Origin of the sequence: Azospirillum aestuarii, assembly GCF_016632405.1 — a bacterium.
Classification (GTDB): domain Bacteria; phylum Pseudomonadota; class Alphaproteobacteria; order Azospirillales; family Azospirillaceae; genus Azospirillum; species Azospirillum aestuarii.
This window is the reverse complement of record NZ_JAEPIV010000002.1, coordinates 90,738-112,161: the sequence shown is the minus strand read 5'-3', so window position 1 is coordinate 112,161 and position 21,424 is coordinate 90,738. Positions and strand designations below refer to the sequence as shown.

Below are 21,424 nucleotides of genomic sequence, written 5' to 3'. Positions count from 1 at the left end.
CGGGTTTGCTTACACTTCGGTTCCGCCGCGTTGCTGGAGAGTTTCATGTCGTCCACCGCCCGCCGTCTTTACGTCCGCCGCGATACCTTCCCCATCGCGGGGACCTTCCGCATATCGCGCGGCGCCAAGACCGAGGCCGAGGTCGTGGTTGCCGAGGTGGTCGAATCCTGCAAGCGGGGCCGTGGGGAATGCGTGCCCTACGCCCGCTACGGGGAGTCGCTGGACGAGACCGTCAAGACGCTGGAGTCCCTGGCCGGGGCGGTGGCGGACGGGCTCGACCGTGAGCGGCTGCGCGCCCTCCTGCCGCCGGGGGCCGCGCGCAACGCGCTGGACTGCGCGCTGTGGGACCTGGAGGCCAAACAGGCGGGCAAACCGGCCTGGCGGCTCGCCGGCTTGCCCGACGCACCGAAGAAGCTGACCACCTGCTACACGCTGAGCGTGGACGAGCCCGCGGCCATGGCCGCCTCCGCCAAGACGCGGGCGGCGGACCATCCGCTGCTGAAGATGAAGCTGACCGGGGAGGGCGATCTCGACCGCGTGCGTGCGGTGCGCGAGGCCGCCCCGGCCACCCGCCTGATCGTCGACGCCAACGAGGCCTGGACGCTGGAGATGCTCCACCGCTTCGCCCCGGTGCTGGCCGAACTGGGGGTGGAACTGATCGAGCAGCCGCTGCCCGCCGGCGAGGACGAGGCGCTGCGCGGCATCGACTGCCCGGTGCCGCTGGGCGCCGACGAGTCCTGCCACGGGCTGGACTCGCTCGACCGGCTGAAGGGCATCTACCGGGTGGTGAACATCAAGCTGGACAAGACCGGCGGCCTGACCGAGGCGCTGCTGCTGAAGCAGGCGGCGCAGGAGGCCGGTTTCGACATCATGGTCGGCTGCATGGTCGCCACCTCGCTGGCCATGGCGCCGGCTGTCCTGCTGGCCCAAGGGGCGCGCTATGTCGATCTCGACGGGCCGCTGCTGCTGGCCGAGGACCGCACGCCGGCCCTGCATTACGACGGCGGCACGCTGTGCCCGCCGGCCCCCGAACTCTGGGGATGAGCGTCCCGGCCGGCAACCTGCTGGCGGGCCTGCCGTCCGGGAGCTTGCCGCCTGATGCTTTGCCGGGCGAACTTTTCACGACATTGACGGACACGGCGGCGGCGTCCGGGACGGTGCGGATCGAACGCATCCTGTCCACCGGTCAGGCATCGCCGGAAGGCTTCTGGTACGAACAGGACTGGGACGAGTTCGTGCTCGTCGTCCAGGGCGCGGCCCGGCTGCAGCTTGAAGGCGAGGCGGAGCGCGCGCTCGGCCCCGGCGATTGGGTGATGATCCCCGCCCGGCGGCGCCACCGCGTGGCTTGGACCGATCCCGACGCCCCGACCGTCTGGCTGGCCGTCCACATCGGCGAACCGAAACCGCCGCACAAAATGGGGCAGGGGGAAACCGCATGACCATCGACATCGCGCGCGCCCGCGCGGAGACGCCGGGAACCCGGCACGTCGTTCATCTCAACAACGCCGGGGCCGCCCTGCCGCCGCAGCCGGTGCTGGACGCCGTGACCGCGCATCTGGCGCTGGAGGCCACCATCGGCGGCTACGAGGCGGCCGAGCACGCCAACGAGCGGCTGGAGGGCGTCTACGACTCCGTGGCCCGCCTGCTCGCCTGCTCGCGCGACGAGGTGGCGCTGACGGAAAGCGCGACGGCGGCTTGGGGCATGGCCTTCAACGCGCTGGCCGCCCTGCCGGGGGAAGGCTTCCGGCCCGGCGACCGCATCCTGACGGCGCGCGCCGAATACGCCGCCAACCTGATCCCCTTCCTGCAGGCCTCCCGGCGCACCGGCGTGGCGGTCGAGGTGATCCCCAGTGACGGGACCGGCCAGACCTCCGTCGCGGCGCTGGAGGCGATGATCGCGGAGCCGGGGAAGGGACCGGTCCGGCTGATCGCCATCACCCACATCCCGACCAACGGCGGGCTGGTCAACCCGGCGGCCGCCATCGGGCGGGTGGCTCGGCGGCACGGCATCCCCTATCTGCTCGACGCCTGCCAGACGGTCGGCCAGATGCCGGTGGACGTCGAGGACCTGGGCTGCGACTTCCTGTCGGCGACCGGGCGCAAGTTCCTGCGCGCGCCGCGGGGCACCGGCTTCCTCTATGTCCGCAAGGAGTGGCTCGACCGCATCGAGCCGTACACGCTGGACCACAGCGGCGGCGCGCTGGCCGGGCCGGACCGCTACACCATGCGCCCCGACGCCCGCCGCTTCGAGTTATGGGAGAGCAACATTGCGGCCCGGCTCGGTCTGGGGGTGGCGGTGGACTACGCGCTGTCCTGGGGGCTGGAGGCGATCCGCGACCGCGCTTTCGCGTTGGCGGACAGGCTGCGGCACGGTCTGGGGGCGCTTCCCGGCGTGACGGTGCGCGATCTCGGGGCGGAGCGCTGCGCCATCGTCACCTTCACGGTGGACGGCCGTGAACCGCGCGCCATCAAGGCCGCCCTGCGCGGCCAGGGAATCAACCTGTCGGTGTCCTCCGCGCCCTCGACCCCCTTCGACATGGACGCCCGCGGCCTGACCGAGGTCGTCCGCGCCTCTCCCCATTATTACAACGACGAGGCGGAGGTGGAGCGGCTTCTGGCGGCGGTGACGGCGCTGTAGGCGCTACAGCACCGACTCCACGACCTCCGCCACCCCGTCCGCGTAGCGGTCCCAGGTCAGCCCGGCCAGGAAGGCGGCGCCCGTCCGCCCGATGGCCGCGGCGCGGTCGCGGTCGGCCCACAGCCCTTCCAGCGCCCCGACGATCTCCTCCACGTCGCTCTCGCCCCAGCCCTCGGTGCCGAAGGAGGCCTGGACGGTGCCCTGCCGGGTCAGCGGGATGCAGCGGTCCGCCCCGATCAGGTCGAGATGCCCGGTGTTGGCCGACAGGATGGCGGGCACGCCGCAGGCCATGCACTCCATGGCGACGAGGTTGGTCCCGCCCTCGCCGCGGTTGGGGAACAGGCCGACGTCGACCTCGCGCAGGATGCGGGCCATGTCGGCGTTGGGCACCGGGCCGAGGTCCATCACCTGATCGGCGCGCAGCCCATTGGCGATGGCCCAGCCGGCCCCGTCGAACTGCCCGTTCTCATGGAAGCGCACCGGCGCCACGGCGGGGTTGGCCTCCAGCGAGCGGGCGCTCTCCGGCCAGGGGTTGTGCCACGCCGTGAGCAGCAGCGCCTCGGGATGGCGCTCGGCAAAGGCGCGGAAGCCGAGCAGGGCGAGGTCCTGCCCCTTGCGGAACTCCGGCTTGCCGCCGGAGAAGACCACGAAGCGGTCCTTGAACCAGCCGACCTTGGGCGCCGGGTGGAAATGGGTGGGATCGACGCCTTGCAGGACCGTCCGCACCCGCCCGACGCCGGCGCCGGTCAGCACCCGCTCGACGAAGCTGGACCCGGCAACGATGGCCGCGCAGGACTCCGCCCGCACCCGGCCCTCCGCGTCAATGGCGGTGTCCTCCAGATAGCAGACGCCGACAGTGGGCTGGCCTTTCAGGGTCACGCCCTCCACCGACCGGCTGCCGACGAGGTTGTTGCCGAGCCCGCGCAGCACCGGCACCGACACCCCGACCTCCTGCCCCGCATGGGGCGCGATCTGCCGGCAGAGCGCCTCGGACTCGCGGACGAAGCCGGCCATGCGCCGCCATTCCAGCGGGGACAGCGCGATGTCCTCCAGCCGCAGCGGCAGCGAGCAGACTGGCAGCAGCCGCCCGCTGCGCGTCCAGCTCAGCGCCAGCTGCAGCCCGTTGACACCCCAGCCGCTGTAGCTGGACAGGCCCCATTGGATGACGGCGGGCTGGGCGGTGGGCATGGTTCGTCCTTCGGGCTGATTTTTCCTCTCCCTTCCGGGGAGAGGGTGGCCCGGAGGGCCGGGTGAGGGGGGTGCGCTTTGCGGGAAGTCCGGCGAAAGCGCAACCCCCTCACCCTAACCCTCTCCCCAGAGGGGAGAGGGGAAAAAACAGAGGGAAGACTGGAAAAATCAACCATGCCGCGCGGTGGGAGAGACGTCACCCATGGACTCCGACACCGGGGCGTAGGGTTCGTCCATCAACCCCTCGACCTTGGCGGCCATGATGAAGTCGTTCTCGTGCAGGCCCTTGATCTTGTGCGTCCAGAAGGTGACCGTGCAGTGGCCCCAACCATAGAGGATCTCGGCGTGGTGGCCTTCCGCCTCGCACAGGTCGCCGACGCGCATCGCGAAATGCTGCGCCTCGCGGAAGTTGGAGAAGCGGTAGTCGCGCTCCAGCCGGTCGGGGTTCGGCTTGATCGACCAGCCGGGCACATGCACCAGATAATTTTCGGCCATGGCGCGGTCCATCGGGGGGATGCCGCCGCGGCAGGGTTCGCAGCTCTTTCCGGTCAGTTCTTGCTGTGTCGCCATCTCGTGCCCTCCGGTGTTGTTGGTTCGGACTCCTCGTTTTGAACAATGCTGGGGCCGAAGCCTCGCGGCGGCAAGCCTCACGACCAACCATGGACGCGCGCATGACGGACCTGCCCTTCGCCGACTACCAGCAGCCCACGAAGAGCGCCGCCGGGCCGCGCCTCGCCATCGTGGGGGAGGCGCCGGGGGCGGAGGAGGCCCGGCGGGGCGTGCCCTTCGTCGGGCGCAGCGGCCAACTGCTCGACGAGACGCTGAAGGCGGCGGGGGTAGAGCGGGCGGAATGCCTGGTCGCCAACGTCTTCCGCCACCAGCCGCCGGGCAACAAGGTGGGGCATTTCTTCGCCTCCCGCACCCGTGCGAAGAAGGAGGGGCGGGCGCTGGACGAGCGCTGGGGGGCGTTCGGCACCTCCGACTGGGTGCTGGCGGAATTCTCCGGCGAGATCGAGCATTTGCAACGGACGCTGGAGGACTTTTCCCCCCGCGTCATCGTCGCACTGGGCCGCACGCCGCTGTGGGCGCTGACCGGGCTGAACGGGATCATGCAGCTGCGCGGCACGGTCCAGCCCTGCCGCCTCGTGCCGGGGGCGGAGGTGGTCGCGACCTTCCATCCCAGCTACATTTTGCGCGGCCAGCTCGCCGAACAGCCGACCTTCCTGGCCGACCTGAAACTGGCCGCGTCGCGGCTTACGGCCTGAGCGCCGTTACGCCCGCTCCGCGGCTTCCGCCAGACCGAGGAAGGCGGGAAGTTCGTGGATGATGACGTAGGTCGGGATGGGAGCCAGGAAGTCGCGCATCCGCCCCTTCTCCATGAAGCGCTTGCGGAAGCGGGAGTGGGTGAACAGGGTGCCCAGCTTCGGCACGATGCCGCCCGCGATGTAGATGCCGCCGCGCGCGCCCAGCGTCAGCGCGAGGTTGCCCGCCACGGTACCGAGCATCGCGCAGAACATCTCCACCGCCTCCACGCAATGCGGGTTGGTGTTGGCGGTCGCCGCGTCCGACACCTGGGCCGGGGTGAAGGGTTCCGGCTCCTGGTGGTCGAGGACGCACAGCGCCTGATAGAGGTTGACCAGACCCGGCCCGGACAGCACCCGCTCCGCCGACACATGGTCGAAGCTCTTGCGGAGCTGGGCCAGCACGGTGCTCTCGCGGTCGCTGACCGGGGCCATGGTGACGTGCCCGCCCTCCGCGGCGAGCGCGGTCCAGCCCTCCGGGCCGGGCACCAGCCCTGACACGCCCAGCCCACTGCCCGGCCCGATCACCCCGACGACGCGGCCCGGCACCGGCGCTCCCTCGCCCACCTGACGGACGTCGGCGGCGGTGAGGCGGGGCACCGACAGGGCGACGGCGGTGAAGTCGTTGATGACGGCCAGCCGCTCCAGCCCCAGCGTGCCGCGCACCTTGGCCGTGGAGAAGGACCAGCCGCGATTGGTCATCAGCACCTCGTCGCCGGTCACCGGACCGGCGATGGCGAAGGCGCCGCGGCTGGGCCGGGCGTCCGGGGGCATGCCGCCCAGATAGGCGAGCGCCGCCGCCTCCAGCGACAGGAAGTCGGCGCAGCGCAGCACGCGCGAACCGTGGATGCCCGTGCCGTCGATCAGGCCGAAGCGGGCGTTGGTGGCGCCGATGTCGGCGACCAGGGTGACGGGGCCGGAAGCGGCATTGCTGTCTGTGGTCATGAAATCAGTTTCACCCGTACGGCGCGCGCGTCAAGGCATCGACGTAGCTTTCCCGCCACCAGCCGATGTCGTGGCTGCGCAGGATGCGCATCATGGCGGCGTGGCGCTCCTTGCGCTCGGGCAGCGACATGGTCAGGGCGCGCTGCAGGGCGTCGGCCACCGCCTCGATGTCGAAGGGATTGACGATCAGCGCCGAATCGAGTTCCCGCGCCGCTCCGGCGAAGGTGGACAGCACCAGCACGCCGGGGTCGTCGGCGTCCTGGCAGGCGACATACTCCTTGGCGACGAGATTCATGCCATCGCGCAGCGGGGTGACCAGCCCGACATGGGCGGTGCGGTAGAAGCCGGCCAGCACGCGCCGCCCGAAGCTCTTGTTCAGGTAGCGGATCGGCATCCAGTCGAACTCGGCGAAGCGTCCGTTGATGCGGCCCGACAGCTCCGACAGTTCGCGTTTGATGGCGATGTATTCGGGCACGTCCTCCCGGCTCGGCGGCGCCACCTGGAGGAAGGAGACGCGGTTGCAATGCTCCGGATAGGTCAGCAGCAACTGCTCGAAAGCCTGGAAGCGCTGCGGCAGGCCCTTGGAATAGTCCAGCCGGTCCACCCCGATGATCAGCCGCCGCCCGACGAGGCTTTCCTTCAGCCGCTGGGTGTGGCGGGAGCGGGCGGCGATCTCGGCGATGCCCACCAAATTTTCGGTGTCGATGCTGATGGGGAAGGCGCGGGCCAGCAGCGTGCGGCCGAAGGCGTGGATCAGCATGCCGCCTTCGGGGCCGCGGTCCTCCACCTCGCCGTCCAACTCCTGCCGGATGTAGTCGGCGAAGCTGCGCAGGTCCACCTGGGTGTGGAAACCGACGAGGTCGTAGGCGCACAACTCCCGGATCAGCTCCCGGTGGTTCGGCAGGGCCACCAGGATCTCCGGCGCGGGGAAGGGGGTGTGCAGGAAGAAGCCCATGCGCTGGTTGCAGCCGCGCTGGCGCAACTCCTCCCCGAACGGGATCAGGTGGTAGTCGTGGACCCACACCATGTCGTCGGGGCGCAGCAGCGGGACCAGCTTCTCCGCGAAATAGCCGTTGACCCGCTTGTAGCCTTCGCGCGTGCGGCGGCTGACCTCGATCAGGCCGACGCGGTAGTGGAACAGCGGCCACAGCGTCTGGTTGGCGAAGCCGTTGTAATATTCCTCGAAGTCGCGGCGGCTGAGGTCCAGCGTCGCGTAGGTCAGGCGCCCGACGTCGGTGCGCCGGGGCTCGCTCTGCGATTCCTCCTCGACCACCGTGCCGCTCCAGCCGAACCAGATGCCTCCGGTTTTCTTCAGCGCGGCCAGCACGGCCACGGCGAGGCCCCCGGCGGCCTGCTTGCCTTCGTCGATGGGGGCGACGCGGTTGGATACGACGACCAGTCTGCTCACGTGGGTGGTTCTCCGGTGCCGGACGGCCGCTTGATAAAGCGGCCGAATGGCGCGTGGCGGGGCGCACCCCGGGACGCGCAGGGACGAAACGACCGTGTCGGGGGTTGGTTCCCTATCGGTCGAATGGGTTATGCCGAAGGACCGGGGTGGGTTGGCGGACGCGCCGCCAGCCCCAGATTGTGCGGGAGCAGAGCCGGGATTCTGTGTGCAATGCAGCATAATCGGCTGTTTGCGCTGCGCCGTAGCTTTGTCTTATCCTTGGTTAAACCATTGAATGACATGAAAAAACATTTTCCCTCTTGATCCCTGAGCGGGGCTTCGTCATATTGTGCAGTGCGGTATCGGTCGTGTCTGCGACGCGGGCGATGCCGTAACGCACTTCTTGGGCGTTTCCTCCCTAGACTCGGGCCGGGGCCTTTGCCCCGGCCTTTTTTTGTGCGCGGCCCGGTGCGCGGAGGGCTGTTCAGCGCGGGGCAAGGGGGTTGGGCGGCAGGTGGGCGATGTTGTCCACCATCTCGTGCATGTGCCGGGTCAGGACGGTCAGGAAGGGCAGACGCGACAGCGTGGCCTCGTCCATGTAGAGGTCGCGGCTGATCTCGATCTGGAGCACGTGGATGCCCTGGCGCGGGCGCCCGTAATGGCGGGTGGTGTAGCCGCCGGCATAGGGCGCGTTGCGGCTGACCGTGTAGCCCAGGCCGCGCAAAAAGCGCTCCGCCGTCTCGGTGACCGAGGGGGCGCAGGAATTGCCGAAGCAATCCCCCAGCACGATGTCGCTGCGCCGGTTGTCGCGGTCGCCCAGACCGGGGGATGGCATGGAATGGCAGTCGATCAGCACCGCGTGGCCGAACCGGGCGCGGGTGTCCTCGATCAGACGGCGCAGCGCGGTGTGGTAGGGGGTGTAGCACTGCTCCACCCGCCGCACCGCTTCGGAAAAGCGCAGCTTGCCGCGGTAGATGTCCTCTCCGTTGGCGACCACGCGCGCGATGGTGCCCAGCCCGGCGGCCACGCGTGGCGAGCGCGTGTTGACGTAGGGCGGCAGGGGGTCCGCGAACATCTCCGGGTCCAGCTCGTAGGCTTCGCGGTTGACGTCCAGGAAGGCGCGGGGGAACAGCGCGCGGATCAGCGGTATGCCCAGCGCCGGGGCGCCCGCGAAGATCTCGTCGACGAAGCAGTCTTCCGATTTGCGCAGCGCGCGCGGGTCAAGCCGTGCCGCCGCCAGGAACTCGGCCGGATAGCGGTTGCCGCTGTGCGGCGAGGCCAGCACCAGCGGCTTTGTCTGTTCGTCCGGGGCCAGAAGTTCGAAGGCCGGCTCCGGTGTGGCGGCGTCGACGGAAGCATCCATGGCAATGTGATGTAGTGGACCCGGGCGGCTCTGTCACGCACCGTCCCGCTCACGCCCCAACAGATGTGAGGCGCGGCTTGTCCCTTCGGCGGAAAAAATGACGGTGTCCGCCGACGGACGGCAAAAAAGTGAAATCCAGGCTTGCCAGACCTCGGGGATGATGGTACACCCCACGCCCACGCCGGACGGGACGCAAGACGGATGCCGAACCCCGAACCGACCGGCGACACGGATGGGCGCGTAGCTCAGCGGGAGAGCACTACGTTGACATCGTAGGGGTCACAGGTTCAATCCCTGTCGCGCCCACCATCCTCGAAGGCCGGAACCCAGACGGGTTTCCGGCCTTCGCCATATCTGGACCATGCAACTCTGCCGGACGACCGGCCCTCGCCCTGGTGGGCAAGGGCCTTGCGGCCTTGCGCATCACGCCGCGCTGCGGTCCGGCGCCATGCCGCGCGTCAGGATCGCCAGATCGCGGTCCAACGTCGGCTGGTCGGCCTCCGGCACGCAGAACTTCACGTGCAACTGCCCCGGTTCGCAGGCGTTCACCGTGAAGGGCACGGGGCGGGACAGGCCGGGGGCGCGCAAGGTGCCGGGGGTGCCCGCCGTCATCATCGGCGCGTCCACGATCATCGCGCCGCCGGACGACAGGTTGGCGATCCGCGCCTTGCTGCCCGTACCGGCACCGGCGCCGTCGATGGTGCAGGGCAGGTCGATCTGGAAGCGTGCCTTGCGGCGGCGGTCGACGTCGCTGGTCGCCGTGCGGACGACGCGCACCAGGACGCTCTGCAGATCATCGATGCTCTGCGCCACGTCCCCGGCGGCGGCGCGCATGCCGTCGGCCCGCTCGCCGGTCTGGTTGGCCTCGTCGGACACCAGGGCGATGCGGCTGGACACCTCCTGCGCGGCGTGGCTGGTCTCGTTGACCGTGCGGGCGATCTCCTGGGTGGCGGCGTCCTGCTCCTCGACCGCGGCGGCGATGGACGAGGAAATGTCGGAGACCTGGTCGATGGTCGCGGCGACCTCGCCCACCCGGTCCACGGCCTGCCTGGTGACCGACTGCACGTCGGTGATGAGCGTGGCGATCTCCTCGGTGGAGCGGGCGGTCTGGTGGGCGAGGTTCTTGACCTCCTGCGCGACCACGGCGAAGCCCTTGCCGGCCTCGCCGGCGCGGGCCGCTTCGATGGTCGCGTTCAACGCCAGCAGGTTGGTCTGGCTGGCGATGTCGCCGATCAGGCGGGCGACGGCGCCGATGCGCTCCACCGCCTCCGACAGATGCCCGATGATCGCGCTGGCGGAACCGGCCTTCTCGACGGCCTGTCCCGTCACCGATACCGACGCCGTCACCTGCCGACCGATCTCCCGGATGGAGGCGGACAGTTCGTTGGCCGCGGCGGCGACGGTCTGGGCGTTGGCCAGAGCCTGGCTCGCCGCGGCGGCCACGGTCTGGGAGTTGTCGCTGACCAATCCGGCGGAGGCGGCCATCGCTTCGGCGTTGCTCGCCATCTGTCCGGCATGCCGGGCCACCCGCTCCACGGCGGCGCGGGTTTCGCGCTCCACCGTGTCGGCCATGGCGGCCAGGGCCTGGCGCCGCTCCGCCTCGCCGGCCTCGCGGGAGCGTTCCTGATCGGTGCGCAGGCGTTCGTTCTCCAGACCGGCTTCGCGGAAGACGCGCACGGCATTGGCCATCTGGCCGATTTCGTCGCCGCGCCCTTCGAAACCGACCTCCACACGCAGGTCGCCGGCGGCCATGCCGGTCATGGTCGACCGCATCCGGTCGATCGGCCCGATCACCGCCCGCCGCAGGAAGACGATGGAGGCGGCGATGAGAAACAGCGTCACCGCCGCCGCGGCGATCAGCAGGGAGTTCAGCGTGGCGGCGGAGGACTCGATGTCGCTCACCGCTGCGTCGAGCCCGCTCAGGCGCTCCCTGCGGACCTGCTCCATGGTGGAGAGGAGCCGTTCCATCTCCTGGTCCATGCTCTCGGCCACCGCGTCAAATTGTTCCATCATGGCGTTCCCCGCCGACGGGCCGCCGTCGACATAGGCGCGGGACATGCGCTGGCCCAACTCGTAGAAGGGGGGGAAGGCGGCGCGGGCGGCGGCGATGCTCCGCACCATGTCCGTCAACCCCAGTTCGCGCGCGATGGCGTGGGCGTTCTCGGCATGCCGGGCGAAGGCCTTCGCGAACTCGTCCGCCTTTGCCGGCCCGTCGTCCAGGCCGTCCAGCCCGCGGGTCGCGGACACGTCGGTCAACCATTGCTGCACCTGCGCCACGTCGTAACGGATGTTGGCGATCAGCTCGCTCAGCGGCACGACCTTGCGGCTCACCTCGTCGGCGGTCTGGCGGACGTGGGCGAGGTGGCGTTCCTGCAGCGACGTTTCTTTCACGACGGAGAATGTTGCGATCGCCATGACGATAAAAACAAACACTGAGATCAGCGTTGCCTTTCGCTTTATGGTCATGGCGTGCAAGAAATTCATAACAATGCTCCATTTCATATATTGCCGACGCCGACCTACAGGAATCGGGTGTTTCAATCGGACAATTCATTCAATCATGCAAAGAATCAAGCTTGCCGTTGCTCCTATTACGAAACACTGATGCCAGCCTGTCATATGAACGATGATTACAACTGTGTGACGTTCCCACGCGCAATGGCTGAAAATTTAACAATAGCGGGGCTTTTCAGAAAAGCATTGTTTTAACCAGAGAGTTCATTTGTGGTCTAATGTTCGGATATTTATATCGGCTCGGATCTGTTTTATTTTCTGAAATCGGCCGTTCCGTTGCGAGCGCGCAAAGAAAAAGGCCCTCCCCCGCGAACGGGGAAGGGCCTTTGATGCGTGCCGGGTGGTGCGTTGGCTCAGCCGGCGGCTTTCGCCTTGGCCTCGATGCGGCGGCGGTGCAGCACCGGCTCGGTGTAGCCGTTCGGCTGCTCGCGGCCCTTGAAGACGAGGTCGCAGGCGGCCTGGAAGGCGACGCTGCCGTCGAAGTCGGCGGCCATCGGGCGATAGAGCGGATCGCCGGTGTTCTGCTTGTCCACCACAGCGGCCATGCGCTTCATCGTCTCCATGACCTGCGCCTCGGTGGTGATGCCGTGGAGCAGCCAGTTGGCGATGTGCTGGCTGGAGATGCGCAGGGTGGCGCGGTCCTCCATCAGCCCGACGTTGTTGATGTCCGGCACCTTGGAGCAGCCGACGCCCTGGTCGATCCAGCGCACGACGTAGCCGAGGATGCCCTGGGCGTTGTTGTCCAACTCCTGCTGGATCTCCTCTTCCGACCAATTGGGGCGGTCGGCCAGCGGAATGGTCAGGATGGCGTCCAGGCTGGCGCGCTCGCGGCGGGCCAACTCCTCCTGGCGGGCGGCGACGTTGACCTGATGGTAGTGCAGGGCGTGCAGCGTGGCGGCGGTGGGCGAGGGCACCCAGGCGGTGTTGGCGCCGGCCTGCGGGTGGGCGACCTTGGCGGCCAGCATGTCGGCCATGCGGTCGGGCATCGCCCACATGCCCTTGCCGATCTGGGCGTGGCCCTTGAGCCCGCAGAGCAGGCCGGTGTCCACGTTCCAGTCCTCGTAGGCCTTGATCCAGGCGGACGACTTCATGTCGTTCTTGCGGATCATCGGGCCGGCCTCCATGGCGGTGTGCATCTCGTCGCCGGTGCGGTCGAGGAAGCCGGTGTTGATGAACACCACGCGCGCCGCCGCGGCCCGGATGCATTCCTTGAGGTTCACCGTGGTGCGGCGCTCCTCGTCCATGATGCCCATCTTCAGCGTGTTGCGCGCGATGCCCAGCGCGTCCTCGACGCGGGCGAACAGCTCGTCCGCGAAGGCGACCTCCTCCGGCCCGTGCATCTTCGGCTTCACGATGTAGACCGAGCCGGCGCGGCTGTTGAGGCGGGCGCCCTTGACGTCGTGCAGCGCGATCAGCGAGGTGATCATACCGTCGAGGATGCCCTCCGGCGCCTCGCTGCCGTCCTTCAGCAGGACCGCGCTGTTGGTCATCAGATGACCGACGTTGCGGATCAGCATCAGGCTGCGGCCCGGCAGGGTGATCGTCTCGCCGTTGCGGCTAATGTAGCTGCGGTCGGGGTTCAGCCGGCGCTCCACCGTGCCGCTGCCCTTGGGGAAGCTGGCGGTCAGGCTGCCGGTCATCAGGCCCAGCCAGTTGCGGTAGGCCAGCACCTTGTCCTCGGCATCCACGGCGGCGACGGAATCCTCGCAGTCCTGGATGGTGGTCAGGGCGGATTCGAGCACGAGGTCGGCGACGCCCGCCGCGTCGGTCTTGCCGATCGGGTGGCTGCGGTCGATGCGGATTTCCATGTGCAGGCCGTTGTCGGCCAGCAGGATGGCGGTCGGGGCGGAAGGCTCGCCGGTGTAGCCGACCAGCCGTTCCGGCTCGGCCAGACCCGTGCTGCGGCCGTCCTTCAGCGCGACGACGAGGCGCCCGTTGTCCACCGTGTAGCCGGCGGCGTCGGCGTGCGACCCGTCGGACAGCGGTGCGGCGCGGTCCAGCACGTCGCGGGCGAAGGCGATGACCTTCTCGCCGCGCTTCGGGTTGTAGCCGGCGGTGCGCTCCGCCCCGTCCGTGTCGGGGATGGCGTCGGTGCCGTAGAGCGCGTCGTACAGGCTGCCCCAGCGGGCGTTGGCGGCGTTCAGCGCGTAGCGGGCGTTCATCACCGGCACGACGAGCTGCGGACCGGCGGTCGTGGAGATCTCCGGATCGACGTTCTCGGTCGTCACGGCGAAGTCCGGGCCTTCCGGCAGGAGATAGCCGATCTCCTTGAGGAATTCGGTGTGGGCCGCGCGGTCCAGCGGCTGGCCGCGGCGGCTGCGGTACCACTCGTCGATCTGGGCCTGGAGTTGGTCCCGCTTGGCCAGCAGCGCGCGGTTGCGCGGGGCCAGATCGTGGAGGATCGCGTCAAGGCCCGACCAGAATTGCTCCGGCGTCACGCCGGTGCCCGGCAGGGCTTCGTTCTCGATGAAGCGGTGAAGCTCCGTGGCAACTTGCAAGCCGCCAACCTGAATGCGTTCCGTCACCATTGCTGCTCTTTCCTTCCGAAGTCGTAGACACCGCGGTTTTTCGGTTTGTCGTTCTTTGGCTGACGTTTTTTCACCGCAAGCCCACGAGCGGCGCCGTCCCTTCGGTGCGGTCCGTGACGCGGGCTTCGGGCGACAAAGTACACATTCGCGGCGCCCCGGTCTTCCTCCGAATTGACGCGATGGAGCGGTTGCTCGGGGAACTCCCCCAAAGGCCCGGCAGCGCCTATGTTGGGTGGTATGAGCATATCCGGCGATGCCCCCACCGCGGCGGGACCCCCGCGCGAACCGCTGTCGGGTCTGGTGGAGCGGGTGACCTTCCACAGCCCGGAAACGGGATTCTGCGTGCTGCGGCTGAAGGTGCGCGGGCAGCGCGACCTCGTCACGCTGGTCGGTCATGCCGCCACGATCGGCGCGGGGGAGTTCGTCCAGGCCAGCGGGGCCTGGGTGAACGACCGCAACCACGGGCTCCAGTTCAAGGCCGACTTCCTGCGCGCCACCCCGCCGACCACGGTGGAGGGCATCGAGAAGTATCTCGGCTCCGGCCTGATCCGCGGCATCGGGCCGGTCTACGCGAAGAAGATGGTCAAGGCGTTCGGCGAGGCGGTGTTCGACGTGATCGAGCAGGAGCCGGACAAGCTGCGGCAGGTCACCGGCATCGGGCCGAAGCGGGCGCAGCGCATCATCGCCGGCTGGGCCGACCAGAAGGTGATCCGCGAGATCATGGTGTTCCTGCACAGCCACGGGGTCGGCACCTCGCGCGCCGTGCGAATCTTCAAGACTTACGGGCCGGACGCCATCCGGCTGATCACCGAGAACCCGTACCGGCTGGCCCGCGACATCCGCGGCATCGGCTTCAAGACGGCGGACGCGGTGGCCGCAAGGCTGGGCATCGAGAAAACCGCGATGATCCGGGCGCGGGCCGGCATCGCCTACGCCCTGGCCGAGGCGACCGACCAGGGCCATTGCGGCGTGCCGGTGGCGGAGCTGATCCCGCTGGCCGTGAAGTTGCTGGAGATCGACGCCTCGATCCTGGAGACCGCGGCGGAGCTGGAGCGGCAGGACGGCGCGGTGATCGCCGACAGCCTGGGCGGGGAGCCCTGTCTGTTCCTGGCCGGGCTCCACCGGGCGGAACGGGCCATCGCCGAGCGGCTGCGCCGGCTGGCCGGCGGCCCCGTGCCCTGGCCGGAGATCGACGCGGAAAAGGCCATCCCCTGGGTGGAGGCGAAGGCCGGGATTACCCTCGCCGAGGGGCAGCGGGAGGCGTTGCGCCAGGCGGCCACGTCGAAGCTGCTGGTGATCACCGGCGGGCCGGGGGTGGGCAAGACCACGCTGGTGAACAGCATCCTGACCATGCTGAAGGCCAAGGGCGTGTCCATCGCGCTGGCCGCCCCCACCGGCCGCGCCGCCAAGCGGCTGAGCGAGAGCACCGGCATGGAGGCGCGGACCATCCACCGCCTGCTGGAGACCGACCCGCAGGCCGGCGGCTTCAAGCGTGACGAGACCAACCCATTGGACTGCGACCTGCTGGTGGTCGACGAGACCAGCATGGTCGACGTGCCGCTGATGAACGCCCTGCTGCGCGCCGTGCCGGGGCGGGCCGCCCTCCTGCTGGTCGGCGACGTGGATCAGTTGCCCTCGGTCGGGCCGGGGCAGGTGCTGGGCGACGTGATCGGCTCCGGCGCGGTGCCGGTGGTGCGGCTGACGGAGATCTTCCGGCAGGCGGCGACCAGCCGCATCATCGTCAACGCCCACCGCATCAACGCCGGCCAGATGCCGGAGACGCCGAAGGCCGGGGAGGACAGCGACTTCTACTTCGTCGAGGCGGCGACTCCGGAGGCCGGGGTGGCGAAGTTGATCGAGATGGTGCGCGACCGCATTCCCCGCCGATTCGGCGCCGACCCGGTGCGCGACGTGCAGATCCTTTGCCCGATGAATCGCGGCGGCCTCGGCGCGCGTTCGCTGAACATCGAACTGCAGAGGGTGCTGAACCCTCCGGGCGAATCCCGAGTCGAGCGATTCGGCTGGACCTTCGGCCCCGGTGACAAGGTCATGCAGGTCGAGAACAACTATGACAAGGAGGTCTACAACGGCGACCTCGGCATCGTATCCGCGGTCGATCCGGAAGAAGGGGTGCTGACCGCAACCTTCGATGGGCGCCCGGTCACCTATGAATTCGGAGAATTGGACGAGATCGTGCTCGCCTACGCGACGACGATTCACAAGAGCCAGGGGTCCGAATACCCGGTTGTCGTCATACCGGTGGTGACCCAGCATTATACGATGCTCCACCGCAACCTGATCTATACCGGCGTGACGCGAGGCAAGCGGCTGGTGATCATGCTCGGCCAGCGCCGCGCGCTCGCCATGGCGGTGCGTGGGACGCAGGGGCGGCGGCGCTGGACAAAGCTGGGGGAGTGGCTGTCGCCTCTATGACCCTTGGCGGAGGACAACCATGTCGGGATTTTGTCACAGACGTATGCGCGCGGCGTTTGCGGTGCCCGCCCCGGAGCGCGGCGCGTGCTTTCCCGCGCGCTGTGGGGAATGTTCTAAGCTGTTCAATTGGCAAAAGAAATTCTTCTCTTCCCGACGTTGGGGCGGGGGTGGGTGCGCGGAGGCCGACGAGGGCGTCACCGGGCGCCATCGGGACCGGCACCCCTTCCGAACGGGCGCATTTCCCCCTGGCCGAATGTCGCAGGAAAGGGCGTCTGGCCTTTGGCGTGCTTGACGGACGGCTCGTACCCTGTGACAAAGATAATTCGGCATCCTTTATGAGCTTGAAGACACATGTTCGACCGCCCGCCCCGCCAGGGCTACCGCGCTCCCGAGATCACCAAGGCCAACGTTACCGCCACTGTGAAGTGGTTCAACCCCACCAAGGGGTTCGGCTTCGTGTCCCCCGAGGACGGTTCGCCCGACGCCTTCCTGCACGTCTCCGCGGTTCAGGCCGCCGGCTATGACGCGCTCGACGAAGGCGCTACCATCGTTTGCGACCTCGCCCGCGGCCCCAAGGGTCCGCAGGTTGCTTCCATTCAATCCGTGGACACGTCCACCGCGTCCCGCGCTCCGGCCCGTCCGGCCCGCACGGGCGCCGGCGGCGGCTTTGGCGGCGGCGGCTATGACCGTGGCGGCTACGGCGGCGGCGGCGGCGGCGGTTACGACCGCGGCGGCTGGGGCAACGACGCCGGCGGCGGCGAAGAGGTCGACGGCACCGTCAAGTGGTTCAACGCCGACAAGGGCTTCGGCTTCATCACGCCGAGCACCGGTGGCAAGGACGTCTTCGTCCATGTGAACGTTCTGCGTCGCTCCGGCATGCAGTCGCTCCAGGAAGGCGATCAGGTGCGCGTGACCGTCCGCCAGGGCCAGAAGGGTCCTGAGGCCGGCAAGGTCGAGTACCGCTAAGCCTCTTCAGCCTCTGAAGAACGGCCGGGGCGTCTCCGCAAGGAGGCGCCCCGGTTCGTTTCCGGGCCGCCGATGCCATTGCCCAAGGCTCCGGCGTCGTTGTGGTGAATCCCCATCTTGCCCAAACCTTGTGCATGCTGCGACATTGCCTGGGCGGCATGAACCCGCGGGTCCCGGGACACGGCGGTGTCGGGGGCTTGCCGACGGCGCGGAACGTTCATCGCCGGTGCGACGGAATGGCCCGTCCGCTGGCCATCCCGGCCGAGACTGTGGGGGAGGGTGAAGAGGTGAGGGAAGGCATGAGGAACGATCCGCCGGGCTTCCGGCCCCAGGACGCCGCAACGCTGCGGTCCAACGCGCTGTTCGGGCGCCTGCCCGACCGCTCTCTGGAACTTCTCGTCAGCACCGCGCAGGTGCGCACGGTGCCGCGCGGCACCACCCTGTTCGTTCAGGACGAGGGCGCCGACCGCTTCTTCGCGCTGCTCGACGGCTGGGTGAAGCTTTACCGCCTGACCCGCGACGGGGCGGAGGCGGTGGTGACCATCGTCGCCCCCGGCGAAACCTTCGCCGAAGCCGCCATGTTCGCCAGCGGCAAGTTCCCGGTCTGCGCGGAGGCGGTGGCCGACTCGCGCGTCATGACCCTGACCGCGGAGGGCTTCGCCCGCTGCCTGCGCGAGGACGACCAGATCGCCTTCGCCATGCTGGGGTCGCTGTCGGTGCGGCTGCGCCATCTCGTTCAGCAGATCGAGCAGTTGCAGGTGCAGCCGACGGCGCAGCGGGTCGGCAGCTTCCTGCTGCGCTTCTGTCCGGAGGGCGGCGGCGCCACCAGCTTCGCGCTGCCCTTCGACAAGGCGCTGATCGCGCGGCGCCTCGGCATGCAGCCGGAAACCTTCTCCCGCGCGCTGGCGAAGCTGCGCGGGGTGGGGGTGGAGACGCAGGGCGGGACGGTGTCCGTCGCCGACCTGGACGCGCTGCGCCGCTTCTGCAACGCCGACTCCGGGGGCGGCGACCACGGCGGCTGACGGGCGGGGCGCAGTTTGGGGTTGTCATCGGTCTCGGTGCCTTGCCGATGAAGGGTTGTGGCGGGCCGCAGGAGCATGTTCACGCGCGGCGGCCCTGTGATATCCTCCCGCGACCGGACACTGCCGGCGGTGCGGAGGGAGTTCGATGAGCGACGAGTTTCTTTTCGCCGACGACGAGCCGGGTATCGAGGCCGAGACGGCGAGGGAAGCGGCGTCGGAGCCCGCCGAACCTTGGATCATCCTGATCGTCGACGACGATCCGGCCATTCACGCCACCACCAAGATGGTGCTGCGCGGCTTCACCTTCGAAGGCCGTCCGGCGCAGTTCCTGTCCGCCGGAACCGCGGCGGAGGCGCGCAGCCTGCTGGAGCAGAACCCGGCCATCGCCGTGGTGCTTCTGGACGTGGTGATGGAATCGGACGACGCCGGCCTGCGGCTGGTGCGCATGATCCGCAGCGAGCTGAACAACCGGCGCGTGCGGATCATCCTGCGCACCGGCCAGCCGGGGCAGGCGCCGGAACGCGACGTCATCCTGAACTACGACATCAACGACTACAAATCGAAGACGGAGCTGACGGCGCAGAAGCTGTTCACCTCGGTCGTCGCCGCCCTGCGCGGCTATCAGGACATCACCGCCATCGAGGACCACCGCCGGGGGCTGGAGCGCATCCTGGACGCCTCCTCCGCCCTGCTCGACAAGCGGACCATGGCGGAGTTCGTCCGCGGCGCGGTGTCGAAGATCGCCGAGATCTGCCCGCCCTGCGACGGCATCGCCCTGTGCAGCCGCTGGACCGAGGAGGAAACCGGCGGTGCCGCGCGCGACCCGCTGGTGCTCGGGGCCGGCGGCATCCACGCGGCGGCGGAAGGCAAGCCGGTGCGCGCCGCCCTGCCGGCGGAGGCGGCGGAGGCGGTGACCCAGGCGCTGGCCGACGGGCGGAACCGCTATGAACGGGAGCGCAGCCTGCTGGTCTTCCGCTCCACCTCGCGGCACCACGACACGGTGTTCCACATCAGCCACGGGCGCCCCCTGACGGAGGACGAGCGGCGGCTGCTGGAGGTCTTCTGTTCCAAGGTCGCGGTCGGCTTCGACAACGTGCATCTGTACGAGGAACTGACCGCGCTGAACCGCAACCTGGAAAGCCAGGTGGCCGACCGCACCCGCGAACTGGTCGCCGCGACCGAGGCGGCGGAGTCCGCGCGGTCGGAGGCGGAGGCGGCCAACCAGGCCAAGTCGCTGTTCCTGGCGACCATGAGCCACGAGATCCGCACCCCGATGAACGGCGTCCAGGGCATGCTGGAGCTGCTCGACTACACGCCGCTGACCCCCGAGCAGCAGGAGCTGGTCGCCGTCGTGCGCGATTCGGCGGGGGCGCTGCTGACCATCATCAACGACATCCTGGATTTCTCGAAGATCGAGGCCGGGCGGCTGGACCTGGAGCGCGCCCCGGTGTCGCTGTCCACGGTGGTGGAGGGCGTGGCCGAGACGCTCGCCCCGGCGGCGCGGCAGAAGGATCTGGCGCTGGTCACCTACGTCGATCCCGACCTGCCGGCGCTGGTCATGGGCGATTCGGTGCGCATCCGGCAGGTGCTGTTCAACATCGCCGGCAACGCCGTGAAGTTCACCCCCTCCGGCTCGGTGCGCATCCGGGCCGAGCTGGCGCGGTTCGAGGACGGGCGGGCGACGATCCGGATCACCGTGACCGACACCGGAATCGGCATCGCCACGGAAGCCCAGGCCCAGCTCTTCCACCCCTTCACCCAGGCGGAGGCCTCGACCACCCGTCGCTTTGGCGGGACCGGTCTGGGGCTGTCGATCTGCCGTCGACTGGCCGAGCTGATGGGCGGCGAGGTCGGGGTCACGAGCGAACTGGGCCGCGGCTCCACCTTCTGGTTCACCTTCACCGCCGATCTCGCCCCGGACCGCGACGCCGCGGGCGTCGGGGCTCAGCCGCTGGCCGGGTTGTCGGTGCTGCTCCTGGCCGCCGACGCGGAGGAGCGGCGGTTCCTCGCCCGTTACCTGAACACCGACGGTGCGGTGCTGCTGGACGCGCCGGACGCGGCGGCGGGGATGCTGGCCCTGCCGCCCGGCACGCCCTGCGACGTCGTGCTCACCACTGCGGACGCGGATTTGCAGACGCTGGACGCCGTGGCGCCGGGGCTGGCGCGCGGCCGGGTGCTGCTGGGAGGGCGTGGCGCCTTGATCGACGCGGTCGGGCTGGCCCGCCCGGTGCGCCGCGGCCATCTGGTGCGCGCCGTGCTGGCCGCCGCGGGCCGCGGGCCGGCGGTCGAGGCCGAGGCGGGGCGTCCCGGATCGGCCGCAGCCTCCCTGGCCGCGGAAGGAGCGGCGCCCGCACCCCGCATCCTGGTGGCCGAGGACCATCCGACCAACCGGCAGGTCATCCAGCGGCAGCTCGCCCTGCTCGGCCAGACGGCGGATTTGGCGGAGGACGGCGTCCAGGCGCTGGCCCTGTGGCGCGACGGGGATTACGCGCTGCTGCTGACCGACTGCCAGATGCCGGAGATGGACGGTTTCGAGCTGACCCGCCTGATCCGTGCCGAGGAGGCGGCGAAGGGGCGCCCGCGCCTGCCCATCATCGCGGTTACCGCCAACGCCATGGCCGGCGAGGCGCAGCGCTGCCTGTCCGCCGGGATGGACGACGCCGTGTCGAAACCGGTGGAGATCGGCCAGCTGCGCCGCCTGCTGGACCGTCACCTGCCGTCCAGGCCGCTGTCCGAACCGGCGCCGGCTCCCTCCGCACCCGTCGCGGCGCCGGGGGCCGGCTCCGACGCGCCACCCATCGACGTGGGCGTGCTGGCGACGCTGTTCGACGGGGACATGGAGTTCGTCGGGCAACTGCTTCAGGAGTTCATCGTCTCCAACAGCGCCAGCCGCGACCGTCTGGTCGCCGCCCACGCGGCGGAGGATTGGGACAGCGTGCGTCAGGCCGCCCACAAGCTGGCGGGGTCCTCCCGCACGGTGGGCGCGCGCGATCTCGCGGCGGCGAGCGACGCCATCGAGCTGGCCTGCGTGGAGCGGCGGCTGGACGGCATCGGCGCGCTGGTCGCCCGCGCCGACCATGAGCTTGGCCGTGCCGCCGCGTACATTCATGGGATGGCGCCGGCTTAACCGCCGGCGCCG

15 protein-coding genes and 1 tRNA gene are annotated in these 21,424 nt (G+C 69.4%); 9 read left to right on the top strand and 7 right to left on the bottom strand.

Annotation, left to right across the window (positions count from 1 at the left end):
* The first annotated feature begins 45 nt into the window (after positions 1 to 45).
* The 3 genes from dgcA to JJL56_RS05175 are packed head-to-tail and all read left to right on the top strand — an operon-like array spanning position 46 to position 2,638.
* The gene (gene dgcA / locus JJL56_RS05185; RefSeq protein WP_145622476.1) at positions 46 to 1,044 is read left to right on the top strand and encodes an N-acetyl-D-Glu racemase DgcA; all 999 of its coding nucleotides are present in this window, start codon (positions 46 to 48) and stop codon (positions 1,042 to 1,044) included.
* Positions 1,041 to 1,439, top strand: coding sequence for a cupin domain-containing protein (locus JJL56_RS05180; protein WP_145622474.1), 399 nt, complete (start codon positions 1,041 to 1,043; stop codon positions 1,437 to 1,439). The genes dgcA and JJL56_RS05180 overlap by 4 nt, the downstream gene beginning before the upstream one ends.
* Positions 1,436 to 2,638, top strand: coding sequence for an aminotransferase class V-fold PLP-dependent enzyme (locus tag JJL56_RS05175; protein WP_200484421.1), 1,203 nt, complete (start codon positions 1,436 to 1,438; stop codon positions 2,636 to 2,638). The genes JJL56_RS05180 and JJL56_RS05175 overlap by 4 nt, the downstream gene beginning before the upstream one ends.
* A gap of 3 nt (positions 2,639 to 2,641) precedes the next feature.
* Here JJL56_RS05175 and JJL56_RS05170 read toward each other — a convergent pair whose 3' ends face one another.
* Both JJL56_RS05170 and JJL56_RS05165 read right to left on the bottom strand, forming a co-directional pair.
* Entirely contained in the window at positions 2,642 to 3,826 is a 1,185-nt protein-coding gene (locus tag JJL56_RS05170) for a glycosyltransferase family 4 protein (protein ID WP_200484420.1), read from the bottom strand.
* 168 nt (positions 3,827 to 3,994) lie between these two features.
* A complete protein-coding gene (locus tag JJL56_RS05165; protein WP_200484418.1) occupies positions 3,995 to 4,396 on the bottom strand; it encodes a 4a-hydroxytetrahydrobiopterin dehydratase in 402 nt (133 codons plus the stop codon).
* 101 nt (positions 4,397 to 4,497) lie between these two features.
* Between JJL56_RS05165 and JJL56_RS05160 the strand changes: the two genes are divergently transcribed.
* A complete protein-coding gene (locus tag JJL56_RS05160) occupies positions 4,498 to 5,091 on the top strand; it encodes a uracil-DNA glycosylase (RefSeq protein WP_247890489.1) in 594 nt (197 codons plus the stop codon).
* 6 nt (positions 5,092 to 5,097) lie between these two features.
* Here the strand turns inward: JJL56_RS05160 and glk are convergent, their stop codons facing one another.
* The 3 genes from glk to JJL56_RS05145 form a co-directional block, all read right to left on the bottom strand.
* Entirely contained in the window at positions 5,098 to 6,072 is a 975-nt protein-coding gene (gene glk / locus JJL56_RS05155) for a glucokinase (RefSeq protein ID WP_200484414.1), read from the bottom strand.
* Between the two features lie 10 nt (positions 6,073 to 6,082).
* Positions 6,083 to 7,480 carry an alpha,alpha-trehalose-phosphate synthase (UDP-forming) gene (gene otsA / locus JJL56_RS05150; protein WP_200484412.1) on the bottom strand — a complete coding sequence of 466 codons (1,398 nt, stop codon included), beginning with the start codon at positions 7,478 to 7,480 and terminating at the stop codon, positions 6,083 to 6,085.
* A 463-nt stretch (positions 7,481 to 7,943) separates the two neighbouring features.
* Positions 7,944 to 8,822, bottom strand: a complete 879-nt coding sequence (locus JJL56_RS05145) for an N-formylglutamate amidohydrolase (protein ID WP_145622458.1) — start codon at positions 8,820 to 8,822, stop codon at positions 7,944 to 7,946.
* Between the two features lie 234 nt (positions 8,823 to 9,056).
* Between JJL56_RS05145 and JJL56_RS05140 the strand changes: the two genes are divergently transcribed.
* Positions 9,057 to 9,131 (top strand) — tRNA-Val (locus JJL56_RS05140).
* Positions 9,132 to 9,245: 114 nt separating this feature from the next.
* On the opposite strand, the gene JJL56_RS05135 is transcribed toward JJL56_RS05140, so the two are convergent.
* The gene (locus JJL56_RS05135; RefSeq protein WP_345772546.1) at positions 9,246 to 11,213 is read right to left on the bottom strand and encodes a methyl-accepting chemotaxis protein; all 1,968 of its coding nucleotides are present in this window, start codon (positions 11,211 to 11,213) and stop codon (positions 9,246 to 9,248) included.
* A gap of 476 nt (positions 11,214 to 11,689) precedes the next feature.
* A complete protein-coding gene (locus tag JJL56_RS05130; protein WP_186452791.1) occupies positions 11,690 to 13,861 on the bottom strand; it encodes a malate synthase G in 2,172 nt (723 codons plus the stop codon).
* 240 nt (positions 13,862 to 14,101) lie between these two features.
* Here JJL56_RS05130 and recD2 point away from each other — a divergent pair, with 240 nt between their 5' ends.
* The 4 genes from recD2 (at position 14,102) to JJL56_RS05110 (ending at position 21,412) form a co-directional block, all read left to right on the top strand.
* The gene (recD2, locus tag JJL56_RS05125; protein WP_211111780.1) at positions 14,102 to 16,297 is read left to right on the top strand and encodes an SF1B family DNA helicase RecD2; all 2,196 of its coding nucleotides are present in this window, start codon (positions 14,102 to 14,104) and stop codon (positions 16,295 to 16,297) included.
* Positions 16,298 to 16,648: 351 nt separating this feature from the next.
* Complete coding sequence (locus JJL56_RS05120) at positions 16,649 to 17,263, top strand: cold-shock protein (RefSeq protein WP_145622454.1); 615 nt, start codon at positions 16,649 to 16,651, stop codon at positions 17,261 to 17,263.
* Positions 17,264 to 17,562: 299 nt separating this feature from the next.
* Complete coding sequence (locus tag JJL56_RS05115) at positions 17,563 to 18,285, top strand: Crp/Fnr family transcriptional regulator (protein WP_145622453.1); 723 nt, start codon at positions 17,563 to 17,565, stop codon at positions 18,283 to 18,285.
* A 145-nt stretch (positions 18,286 to 18,430) separates the two neighbouring features.
* The gene (locus JJL56_RS05110; RefSeq protein WP_200484410.1) at positions 18,431 to 21,412 is read left to right on the top strand and encodes a DUF3369 domain-containing protein; all 2,982 of its coding nucleotides are present in this window, start codon (positions 18,431 to 18,433) and stop codon (positions 21,410 to 21,412) included.
* Positions 21,413 to 21,424 lie beyond the last annotated feature (12 nt).